At 49.3% G+C, this 12,744-nt stretch carries 4 protein-coding genes; 2 read left to right on the plus strand and 2 right to left on the minus strand.

Features of this window, described 5'->3' with window-relative positions:
• Position 1 precedes the first annotated feature (1 nt).
• Positions 2-1,060, plus strand: a complete 1,059-nt coding sequence (nuoH, locus tag ACIS_RS02780; protein ID WP_187286235.1) for an NADH-quinone oxidoreductase subunit NuoH — start codon at positions 2-4, stop codon at positions 1,058-1,060.
• Positions 1,061-1,162: 102 nt separating this feature from the next.
• Here nuoH and ACIS_RS02785 read toward each other — a convergent pair whose 3' ends face one another.
• Together ACIS_RS02785 and ACIS_RS05280 are read right to left on the minus strand one after the other, a co-directional pair.
• Entirely contained in the window at positions 1,163-10,750 is a 9,588-nt protein-coding gene (locus ACIS_RS02785) for a hypothetical protein (protein WP_012880703.1), read from the minus strand.
• A 397-nt stretch (positions 10,751-11,147) separates the two neighbouring features.
• Positions 11,148-11,741, minus strand: a complete 594-nt coding sequence (locus tag ACIS_RS05280; RefSeq protein ID WP_012880704.1) for a ribosome hibernation promotion factor — start codon at positions 11,739-11,741, stop codon at positions 11,148-11,150.
• Between the two features lie 103 nt (positions 11,742-11,844).
• On the opposite strand from ACIS_RS05280, the gene ACIS_RS02795 reads away from it, so the two are divergent.
• The gene (locus ACIS_RS02795; protein ID WP_041651476.1) at positions 11,845-12,735 is read left to right on the plus strand and encodes an RNA polymerase factor sigma-32; all 891 of its coding nucleotides are present in this window, start codon (positions 11,845-11,847) and stop codon (positions 12,733-12,735) included.
• The last annotated feature ends 9 nt before the right edge of the window (positions 12,736-12,744 follow it).

Below are 12,744 nucleotides of genomic sequence, written 5' to 3' on the forward strand. Positions count from 1 at the left end.
TATGGATATCCTCCAGAGATTGATGGCTCAACTGTTATCGTCTGGGTCATCGGTTTTTGTCATGCTCTCTGCGATTGTGGGAGTTATGATTTCGGTTGCATACCTTGTATACATGGAGCGCAAAGTCATGGCCTTTATGCAGCTGAGGCACGGTCCGAGCGTTGTTGGGCCATTTGGCCTGCTACAACCGTTTGCTGACGCGCTAAAGCTGGTGACCAAAGAAAGTATTGTTCCGCTGCAGTCGAGGAATTTTGCTTTCTTCATCGCTCCTGTTATCACATTCACTCTCGCGCTGTCTGGGTGGGCGGTCATACCTCTTGGGGCCAGTACGTATGTGATCAACGGCGTTGAAACTACCATTCCCGCGTCTATTGCCAATATCAATTTGGGGGTTTTATACATCTTTGCCATATCTTCTCTAGAGGTTTACGGGATCATCATGGCAGGATGGTCTAGTGGCTCAAAGTATGCGTTTCTAGGCGCAATCAGATCTGCCTCCCAGATGATTTCCTATGAGGTGTCCATGGGGCTGGTTGTCCTGTCAGTGGCTGTATCGGCTGGGTCTCTAAGATTGGTTGACATTGTTGTGATGCGTCACACCATGCCGTACTGGGTGGATTTGCTATTGCTGCCCATGGCGTTCGTGTTTTTTATTTCAATACTCGCCGAGACGAATCGCCATCCTTTTGATCTGCCTGAGGCCGAGTCGGAACTGGTTTCCGGATATAACGTTGAGTATTCATCCATGCCGTTCGCCATGTTCTTTTTGGGTGAATATGCCAACATGATTCTCGTCAGCGCCATGATGACGATATTCTTTTTGGGTGGGTGGTATCCCCCAATAGACGTCCAATTTCTGTACCTGATTCCCGGATTTGTGTGGTTCTGCTTGAAGGTTCTGTTGCTGCTGTTTTGCTTTATATGGGTCAGAGCGACCATACCACGCTATCGGTATGACCAGCTCATGAGATTGGGATGGAAAGTATTTCTGCCGTTTTCTTTCGTGTGGGTGATGGTGGTTTCTGGGGTACTTTTATATCTAGATAAGCTGCCAAAGTAGAGTGCGCGCGACGTTTTTGTGTGCCAAACGGTGCAGGCCCGTCCCCGTTGTAGTCTCTTGACGATGCCCGGCGTGCGTAGGTGGGCAGCGCACTATGCGGCTCTATTGCCGCTCTAGCCCACCCTCTTTCTGTTGCACATCCGGAGTGGGAGTAGGTGCCCCAGGCGCTGCTTGCTCACCATCGTATTCAACACTCTTATCAAGTGTTAGCGTGCTCTCCGGGGTTGTGGGACGTGTTGCCACGCCTGCCCAACCTTCAGAACGAAGTATGTGTGTGCCAACACTGGATACATCACCAGAAATTTGTTGTGCCCCTGCAATCTCCTGCCCGGATTCCTTGGCCTCCTCACCGTTGCTGCCAGGCTGTGCGTTGTGTAAACCTTGAGCTAGCCCTGCTACCGCACTTTTCAGCTGTTGTGCTTCGCTAGCAGGCAATTGCTGCAGCGCCAAGGCTGACTCCGGGCTCGTGAAAGAACAAGCTGTAGAAGACCTGCTGCGACTTCCAGGAGTACTGGCTATGCTACTGTCTTGCTCTGCCTCTCTTTTTTCCCACTGTGCTGCAATTTTTTGTACTGAACCAGAGAAAACCTCCTGCGGACTGCCTATCTCCGCTGTTGCGTGCAGACAGGTGTTGGTTATATCCTTCAGGAGTCGTTCCCCACCTTTTTTATCAATACTTGAAGTATTTCCAACTCCCAGCTGTGGCCATGTGATACCCGATGGCGGCCGCGCCTTTTCTGCTTCTACTGCTTCTATAACTCTTGGCAGGTGTTCCAGAGGGATTGTCATTGTAAAATTGTTAGAAGATCTGCGTGCAATCTCCCGAATTGCTGACAACGCGGACCCTATCTTGCCATCAACTTCTGTTCCAAATCCATAGGGTGAGCTATATCCCTCGGGTATTGTATTGTCACTATCACCTATCCTTATATCGTTGTTGGTTATTTTTAACATTGGAGTGCCAAGCACAGCACACTTTGCGCCATGCTCACTCATCACATCGTTTATTGCTTGTGTTATTTGTTGCTGCTTGCCCACTCCTACACCAGATGAAGAGCTGCTTTCTATTTCTTGGTATCGTGCCTGTAGTTGTGATGCAACGTCCTCAATGTTGCAGGTGTCTGGTATGTCAAATGCGAAATAAGACCCTGCCTGCTTACACACATGTAAAATACGCTGCCAAGGGGTTGTCTGTGCCGGGGCACCTTCTCCTGGCCCAGCTTCTTGGTGTTCATTACTGGCATCAGGAGCCAATGCATTGCTGCTGTCTTGTAACCCTAGGTTGCGTAAAATATCGGCAGTTTGTTGTGATAATTCTGATGAAGGAGGCAAAGTCACATTGTCAATATCTGGCGTCGCATCGACGGCTTGCCCATCTGTGGCCAACGCAATATCATAACTGGGATCCCATGAAAGTCCGTTACTCTCTTCTGCCGGCACCTGGCGTTGAGGTTGTATGTAGTCGAGGTCCTCCTCCGCTATTACTATGCCCTCATCATCACTTGTGTACGAACCAACAGTACTCAGCGTACTGCCAGCACTTTGACTATGGTCGTCATAATCTCCTGCATCAGGTAATTCGTCGGCAGGTTGCTGTGCGTACTGAACTGCGGTGGCAGCGCTAGATCTTGATGTGACAGTCACTTCATCACACAGCATGCAAGTGTTTGTGATATCCTTTAGTACCCTTTCTCCGTCTTGCCGATCAAGTGAGGGGGAGTCTGAGCTAACGCCTGTGGGGGGTGCATTTCTGATTTTTTGTACAGCGAGTGCTAACATAGGAAGATGTTTTAGATGCATACTGATCGTGCAATCCATTGAGGATTTATTGCAAACATCGGCGATGAATTGTAGCTCTGATCGTATTTCAGCATCAAGGTTATTGCCAAACCCATAGGGAGAGGTCCAATCATCTGGTACGTCTACAGCGCTTGAGTGCTGAACCACTCCGTTGCGTATGGTAACAGAGGGGTCTGTGCCCAAGTTTCTGGATTCAATGCCGTGTTCTTCCAGCTTTGTGGGGATAGTTTCTCTCAGTGTCTTTATATCCGCTTGCCCGTTGTTTGCAGTCTGGATATACCCATCGTAAAGTGCTTTCAAAGCCGCGGCAGCCGAGGTTACATTGCTGGCTGCGGTAGTGTTGAATGCGTAATAGTTGTCAACATTGTTGCACACGCCTGTTATACTAGCCCATTCTCGAGCTTCCGGTGCAATCTGTTGTGCATTTTCCCCATTTAGGGCAACTGGTGCCTGCCCAGTTATAGCTGCTGCGTGGTGCTGTAACGCACTAGCCGGCGAGGGTGCAAGTTGCTCAGAATCACTGTAACTAGAATGTTGCCGCCTTGCATTGTTGGTATCATCATATGCGGTTGCTGCTCCGGAAGCTTCATCATGGGCTCCAGCGGTTGTTGAATGTTGCGTGCCAAGTGTTGCATCACGCGATTCAAAGTTGGACAGAGAGCTACTTTCTGCACTACTTGCTGTTTCAGCACGCGTTTGTGCAATTGGGGAAAATGTGGTGGATTCTGCGGAAGGGGACAACAACGCATCTCTTTCGCTGTAGTGCCCGGCCTCGCTTTCTTGGCTTGTAGAATCCGCGAAACTGCCATCGCGCGATAGAGAGCTAGTCTCAGAAACACCAACGGTGTAGTTTTGCTGCTGTGACGATTGAGAGCTTACAGTTTCTGATGTCAGATCAGGATAAGACGCGCTCCGCTGCCTACGATATGCTGCGCCGCTTTGCTCCGGCCCGTCAGCGCTTGGTGCACTGCCGGTATCCCACATTGTGGATGACGTACCCCCATCAAGTTCAGATCCGTGCCCCGTCGTGTGTTGCTCTCCTGCACTGTCCACCTGCGATGATTCTGTGCGTTGTGGGCCAGCATCCGAATGTGCCTGAAGTCGTGCATCACCGCTAGGGCTACCATCTTGACTTATAGAATCCGTGGAACTGCCACCACGCGGTGCAAGGTGAGGCCCGGAAACATTGGCGATGTAGTTCTGCAATTGCGGTAATGCGGAGTTCGATCTTATATCGGGGTAGGATGCGCTCCGCTGCCTACGATATGTTGTGCCGCTTTGCTCCGGCCCGTCGGCGCTTGGCTCACTACCGACATCCCGCATTGTAGGTGACGCACCCTCATCGAGTTCGGATCCGTGCCCCGTCGCACGTTGCTCTCCCGCACTTGGTGACTGCTCTGTCCCGCGTGTTGTGCTGTGCTGCTGGCTTCTTTCGAGATCCTCCGCAGCAGACCGTTTTGGTGCAGTCTTCCAGACGCCGTTTCTAAGCGCATCTTCCAGAGAGAACCCTCCTACGTATACTCTACAGTTGTTGAAGTTTAGTTTTTCCCCTTTCGCCCCGCATTTGCCTATGGAATCAGGCGCTACTTCTATCTTCCCGTCTGCATGGACCATTACAGTCACTTTCTGCTCCGGACCTCGTGCCGGTTTCCAAGATAAGGTCAGCTTCACTGTGCCTGTAGTAGCCACATAGTTGCGCTTGTTGCCTACTTTTTCTACGTACCCCTGGTCCTGCCCTGCATTGAAATCAAAAGTAGCCCTGCTTAAGTTGTTCCTGTTGCATAAATCACTGTAAAGCAACTTGCTGGCCAGCAGTGTTCCGCTACCCAGTTTTACTGCTATGGTTGCGCCGGATATATCACACTGTGCGGATTGATATCTTTCCTTGTGCCTGACAAAGCCCTTTTCAGTTTCTTCTTGTGCTTCTTGTTTGAGTTTGTTGTACCGTAGCCTATGCTGAGCAATAAGTTGCAGACAGCTGTTTTCATTGCCGAATAGGGGCCCTTTTAACTCCTTTGCCATGTCACACGCGGACAATCCATGGTTGTTTTTGTGGTGTAGGGCCGCTCCGTGGGCAACCAACGTTTCTAAGGTTTTTAGGTGTCCATCTGTGATATTTCCACGATTTTGCACTAGGTGAATGAGCAGGCTCTGCAAAGGCGTGTTACCGTCCTTGTCTAGCTGATTTATGTTACCCCCGGTTTGCATTGTGGCAATGAAAGCGTCGTGATCCCCGGATATGGCTGCTTGGTGTATGCGGACATTTTGCTCAGCATCACATCCGCCAACAGGAAACACTGCATAGTTTTCATAAATATGACGCTGAAGAGCTGCCTGGTTAGCTGCTCTCACCAATATCGTGTTAAGATCGCAAAAGTCAGCTATGGCTTCGGCTCCTAGCTTGGTTTCGATTGCTCTGAATATGCCATACGACGGTTTTACCGCCGCTAGTGTCTCGAGGCAGTTTTCTCCACGCGCATTTCTATGCTTCAGGAGTATTTCCTTAAGTAGTTCTGGGTCCTCGTTGCTGAGACTATCTAGAATTTCTGTAAATATTTCCTGCAGTACATCAGCCTTGGCTATGCCTATGCCAACTTTGCTCTTTGACAGCTCGTTCAATATGCTCTGTAGAGCGTTGTTTCCCTCGTGGTCTACATTGGTCAACAACTTTCTGGTATCGCTGTTTCTAATAAGCTCCTTAATGTACCGCCTGTGGTGGTCGCTTATGCCTTGACGCGCAGACACGGCGTCTGATATGGCGCGCGAAAATAGAGTACGAAATGTGTTGGCCGAATTGCGACTAAATTCCGGATTGTCTTTTACAAACGCTGCAAGCTGACTTACCACCCGTGGTTCGTAACTTTCCTGTAGTCCGTGCTCAATACGGGATAGCGTATCTTTGAGAGTTGACTCATTCCCGGCAGCGGCTGCTGCCTTGTCACACAAAGCACCGAGCCTTGCATTACTGCCCAAGACCTTCCTTACAGAGGTTTGACTTTGAGATTGTGTGGTGCAATGGCATCGCTCGAGAAAATTCGTGTACAGTTCGGCAAATCGCCTATCCTGTTGTAGGATATCTGGGTTTTCAGCGACAAACTTCGATATCTGTACCGGCAAGTTGTCTCCTTCTGCGTTGCATATATTTGGTCTAAGCTCGCCGATTCTGTGCTCCAGCACATACTTTATGAAGTCAAGATTTTTTACAGCAATGGCGTGTTCTATGGGGGAAACCCCAGTTCTACAATCCCTGGCCGAAAACGCCTCCGCAGGCACGCGACTCATATGTTCAAGGTCATGTGGTCTTAGAGTGCCCGAATTTATGGCGGCAAATAGGGTCCTCTGATGCTCAATAAATACGTTCCTGGGCCGCCCAACGATCGTGCTTGCGGGTTCTAAAGGGTGTATTTCGCTAAATGAGTGCATAGATGCACGCGTTAGCACGTTTGCCAAAGTGTCATCATCCAGGTGCTTTGCCCTTGCTAAAGATTCGAGCGACAGATCTTGCTTTGCGCTGGCCTTTACCTGGGGATTGTTGTCCAGAAAAGTGTCGATGGCGTCATCTCGCCGTCTCAGGCCCGCACTTGCAATAGTGCCATGCAAGAACTCGTTTCTCTTTGCCCCTTCTTTGCGTTTTAGCAGTTGGGAATCAAGCTCCGGATTCTTGTGTATAAGCTCCAGCATTTCTACAGTGCTTGGCTTGTCATTACAGCTAGCCGCGTGCGCGAGAATTCCCTTACCGTTTGCATCAACTGTATTTAGGGGGTTGCTACCTCTAGAGGCATTGGTAATCAGGGACGCGAAGACGTACTCACCATTGTCTTTTTTCATACCGCTTTGTGTGCACAAATGCGCCACGTTTTCCCCGCGGTCCGTAGTAAGGGCCGGATCGCCGCCAAGCTCTATGAGGCTTGCGAGAATTTTGTGGTTACCATTCAAGGCTGCTAAGTGCAATATGGAACGGCCACCTATATTTTGGTTAATGATTTCTCTAGTGCTATCGCTAGGTTCGCGCCCATAGCGACTTATATAGTCCTTGAGCAATTTTTCTGCTGCTTTGCAGTCCCGAGATTCCAATGCTATCCGCAGCAGATTTTCGCTTCCTGTCTGCTGAAATGCGTTACCGTCTGCGGCTGATGCATGCCTGTCAAGTGTATGGCGATCCTCAGCACTTAAATCCAAGTTATGTCGCAGCAGCATGCCCTTCAAGGTGTTGGCAAACTCGCTACTAGGTACAAACCCTGGTTGAGGTGCGACATGTTGTGATGATGCCCCAGATTGCATAGCCGTATTTGCTGCCCTATCTTTTGCAAGCACAGCGTTCACGGTTCGGTATGCCAAGTATCGCAACATGGCCCTTTCAGCGTCGGTTTCAGGGCACACTGAAGCGGCGAATGCATACAAAGACTCCGAAGTTGTGGCCTGCGCATGGGCGCTCGCACCACCGCTTGGTGCGTTATAAGGGCGTAGCAGAACGTCAGGATCTCTGTTGAGCACTGCTTCTACTATCTGTATATTACCCGAACGAATAGCGGCATCTAACAGTAGTGCACGGTTGTCCGGAGAGCGTTGTAGGCACACTTCGCATGCCTTTAGCATGTTGTGTGACACAATGTGCGAGATTAAATCTTCGCGCGCAAGGCCATTAAAACTCCCCTCATCCAGGTTTGCCAGCAGGAGTGCCAGCATATTATCCTTCAGTGCAGCGTACTGTGGTGTCGCGCTATCAGGGTCTTGCCGATTCCCCAACATGTTTAACAACTTTAAACACGTTGTCGCCGGAGGCACATGCTTGATCAGATCCGGATTATCATACTCGACTGCTTGTTTTACAAGGGAGTCAACCGTTCCCGCGTCAAGGAAGCTTTGCGCTGATTTTTCCAAGTCATTAAATAGCGCTGCATTGTACAGGTTATTCTTGGCTAGGTATACAAGCAGCTGTCTGGAGATTTCTGGGAACTGATGGGGGTACTTTTCCTGTATTTTTTCTAGTAGGACCCGATGCACCTCAGGATTATCATTCTGTACAGTCTGGGATATCAGGGCTTCGAGATTGTCTACATTGCCCAATACGTCAATACGCGTGCGAGCCCCTTTTGTTTCCTGTGAGGTGTTGAATCTCTTAGCTAAATCAAACACCCACTTTATCGCTGAAGGATTATTGTGCTTCAACGCGAGGTTGGTTATCGTACTACTGCCCAAAAGGCGTTCCACATCTTTGTTTTGCACTGCACCGGAAATGAATGCGCACAGCGTGCTGCATGACTCTTCGCCCATGGAAAAGGCAACATCTATGGGCGTACGCCCATTGGCGTCTTTTTGCAGGATTGCTTCTGTTACCAACGCTGATAGCTCCCTATCATTGCACTTTGTAAGACGTTGCAAATCGAAGAGGATATCTAGGTTTCCGGTTTTGACTAGAGTGTGTAGTAGGTTGTCTTTACTTGCGCCATATTGTGTGCATATTTTGCTGGGATCCATCTTACCCAACAGGTGATGCGCCATGCTAAGATTGCCACTTTTAATCGCGCATTGTAGGGGTGAGCCTAATGAGGAGAAGCTCTCATAGTTGGCTCGGAAGGCAAGATTCTCCCTCTGTACCTCAGTAAACCTCGATACTAGTAGATCCATTTGTGTGGGTACGCCGTGCATTGCCACGAGAGTAAAGATACTGTGTCCCGTAGCGTCTGCGCGAGCGGATTGCTTGAAGGATTCAAAAGTTTTAAAATCATCTTTGAGAGTGGTTTTGAACTTGTGTGCATTGTCTGATGATGTCTTAATTAGGGTCACATACTTGCCTAATAGCCCGTAGTACTGCAGGGCCTCATGGTCATCATCGATGCGGTGCATACTTGATCTGTCACCAGCCCCCGTCGGTCCTGCATCGCTCTGCCTGGGGGCATACAGCTCGGCCAAACCTCTAGGCCGCCGTGTCGGCACGGCTTGTTGCCGTGATACTTGCTCTGTGAGTCCTGGATATGTCCTCTCGAGGATGGCGGCTAGTTTGTGTGCATTTTCCGGAGCCGCATTTCGCAGTATTCTTTCTGCATCGGATTGCGGAATTGCCTTTCCACTTTGTAGGATGCCATCAATCATACTGCTGGCAGTATCTGGATCAACTCTGGCAACTTGGGTGATACTCTCTATAGCGTGCTGCAAGTCTTCATCATTGGTGCTCAACTCAGCGTTTCTAGAAATCTTCTTATGGCATTCAAGCAAGAAACGTGTAGCTTGCACATGATCGGCATCAGAAGCCATTTCTAATGCGCTTTTGCCCGATATTGGATCTTCCGCGTATACTGCATCTGGCATCGCCTTGAACACTGCGCGCATCTTGTCAATATCACCAGATTGTGCGAGAAACACCGTAGTTCTGAATACTTCTTCTCGTAGCGACTGCATACCTTCCGCAAGAGCGCTATCCTGCACCAGAAGCCGACGCAGCAGAGCGGCGCGCTGCGATACGCCATCAAGGAATTCAAGTATTTGTTCCCCGCCAGATGAGCGTATCATCTCACTCACTGCTGAGACACCAGAACAATTACGCTGTGAGATCGCTTTCAATATTGTGCCGGCCGCGTCGACAGTATTAGCGTGCTGTAGCATATTTAGCAAAGTGCTTGCAGTGGGGTTTTCCAGAGCAATCTTTGCTATCTTATCTGTGCTTATGCAATCGGAGGCGGGAAATTTGGATACTACACTACCCAATATCGCCGGATTTCTAAGGTTGTGGCCATCCTCCAAAGCCAGACTGAGGTTCTCGTTGAGGGCACGCGGATTTTCCGGGTGTGATATGCTGTCGGTCAGCCTCCATCTGAGCCGATAATGCGCAGAGGCTGCAGCACAACACGCAAAGGCCGCTCTGTCATCGTTTGTATCTAGCTTGTTGTAAAGATCCTGCCATAAGTCGGTTCTTGGATTTTCAGAATTCAGACATCTGATTAGCCTTTCCGGATCCTTGAGCAATTCACAAACGCACTCTTTAAGCAGATCTGGCTGGTTCTCTGGTGTGGACTGAGCTTGGTGCCCGGTAAGTCTGTCGATTATAGACTGATTGTCATGCTCTAGTGCACACATGACCAGCTCTCGGGTGTAGCCGGCATTGCCATTGCACAGATCGTATACGTGAGTGTTATTGGCTTCCACTGCCCTGTATATTACCGACTTACCCTCTTTGTCCTTAGCCAAAAGGTCAGCGCTCTGAACGTGCTGGTCAAATATTGCAGAGTCTGCCGGGGAAAGTTTCCTGTATGCTATATGAAGCGGGGTCTCACCCAAACCGTTTTTGTGATTGAGTAAATCCGCAGCGCTCCTACTTGCAGCGCCTCCAAGCGGAGTGTCCGACACCGCGTTACGCAGATCCATAGCGAACGTAACCTTGTCCGGATTACCGGACTCACAGGCAGCGTGCAAAATATTGCCACCAGCTTTATTGACTCGGTACAAAACATGCGGATGTAACTGTGCCAACTTGGCAAACGACTGCTGGTGGAATTCTATATCTTCTCCTTTCAATGCATGGGCGAGCGGAGTATCACCCCTTGCATTGCTCACGCCCCAGTTGACCCCTTTTGTATCTAGCATGGCGTCCAAGTACTCTTTAGGCGCTTCGAGCGCCAGAAATGCCGGTTGATTGCTGTAAGGATCTGCTGTATTTAGGATATCGGGAGTGCAACATTCCAGAATCGCCTTAAATGCATCTGGGCTTGGATGCGCTTTACCCTCTACAAGCGCGTATTGCAACAGCGGTTTGTTGTCAAAAATCGGGCGGCACATCGCTACGGCTTTCTCTTCCACAGGAAGCGCCTTTAACACCTTCCGAACGCCCTCGGCATCATTGGTGCGTATCGCGTTCAACAACTCACTGCGGATGTCGCCAGATCCCCCTTGCATTTATTATTTTCCTCGATTGTCTTGATTTATGCAGACATTACATGCCAACGGATTACCACAATATTAATTGTGTTCTAGAACTACTGCGATAATGCGGAAGCTTGGACATTAGCGAATTATACATACGGGGAACAGAGTGATTAGGAACCGCTTCCTCTGCAAACTCCGATGTAAGAATGACACTGTATATGCTCGCTTAGATCCTGACATACCGTTGTGCACCATGAAGTTCTAACATTGGGTATTAAATATCACGCGACAGCCAGATTAAGAAGGACTATTATCGCCCTCATTCTACAGCAAAAGCGTACATCTGTTGGGATATACCCGCAGATACACATGGGAGATGACAACGCTGCAAGTATTGCGTTTATATCCTGGCACATCCTGACCACCTTCATACATCGTCATTTTGTTCTCCTATCACTGCATTTGTGGGGTCAACCCACACTATAGCTTCGCCTTTTGCATACACCATATTCACCTTGCCGGTTCTTGCGTTGATGAACAGAAGCGCCGGTATAGACAGTAGCTCCATCTCCATGGCTGCCTCCCCTACAGACATTCTCTTAAGCGATATCTCCTCTTCTATTATTAAGCGTGAATTCTCGATATCGGGGCTGCCTGCTTCCTCAATACTGAATGAGTATCCCTTGCACTTCGCCCAGTCTCTCACAGCCCTCAATTTGCGATGTCTGTCTATCTTTTCCCCTTTATATTTACGCAACTTGCTGGCTATGTGCGCAACGGCGTCATCCACGGCCTTGTATACGGTGTCAGCGCTTTTTGACGCCTTGACGAATTCGTGATGATCCTCACATATTGAAACGCATGCGGTGAGCATATGCGCTTCTTTGGCCATAACAACCCTTGCGTTAATTTCTGGGCTATCTCGCAAGTATTTACCCACGTGAGATATAATGCTATTTTCGACATAAGATTTGATACTTGCCGTTGCCTTGTACCCTCTACATGCGATAATTATGTTCATTGCAATATCTCTCGTACACCGGTGACCATTATACTAGCAAAGTCTTGAAAATTCACTATACTCTACCTATATGGCACTTGTATTGCTAGCAGGTGGTTGTGAAATGGGGAGTGCTTCTGGTATGCTGACAGCGTCGGTGTTTTCTTGTATGGGGTCCGGTGACCTGGTTTCGTATATTGCTCAGGTGCGCACGTTTCCCGTCCTTTCCGAGGAGGAGGAGAAGCGCCTGGCGGAAAACTGGTACAGGAGAGGGTCGGTTGCTGATGCCCACAAGTTAGTAACCAGTCATCTTCGGTTGGTGGTGAAGGTAGCCATGGGGTTCAAGAACTATGGGCTTCCTCTGATGGAGCTGATCATGGAGGGGAATATAGGCCTAATGCAGGCAGTGAAGAGGTTCAATCCTGATCTTGGCTCCAGGCTTGCGACGTATGCCGTATGGTGGATAAAGGCATCTATCAAGGACTACATCCTGCGCTCGTGGTCCTGCATACGCGTGGGCACGACACAGGCGCAGAAAAAACTGTTTTTTAGCCTTAGAAAAATTAAGAAGCGGCTGTTGGGTTGTGGTACTTCTATGACTCAGAAGGAGGTCAAGACTATTGCGGAGGAGTGCGCCACTTCAGAGGAGGAAGTTGAGCGGATGGATCGGTTTTTCGCTAGTCGGGATGTTTCGCTTAATGAACCAGTGCACGGGGAGAGCTCTGTTGAGTTGCAAGATCTTGTGCCTTCCTCGCTTCCCAGTCAGGAGGCTATGTATCTCGCGGATGAGGAAAGTGCCATCAAGAAGTCCATGTTTGATGCTGCTCTTTCTACTCTAGATCACAGGCACCGCGACATTTTCACCAGACGCAGGTTGCAGGAACGTCCGGACACCCTTGAGAAATTGAGCGAGAAGTATGGCGTCTCGAAGGAGAGGGTCAGACAGATAGAATTACAGGCGCTCTGCAAAATCAAAACATTTATTGAAGCTAATAGGGTAAACGTGGGATGTTGATCATGAGGT

The organism is Anaplasma centrale str. Israel (genome assembly GCF_000024505.1).
Taxonomy (GTDB): domain Bacteria; phylum Pseudomonadota; class Alphaproteobacteria; order Rickettsiales; family Anaplasmataceae; genus Anaplasma; species Anaplasma centrale.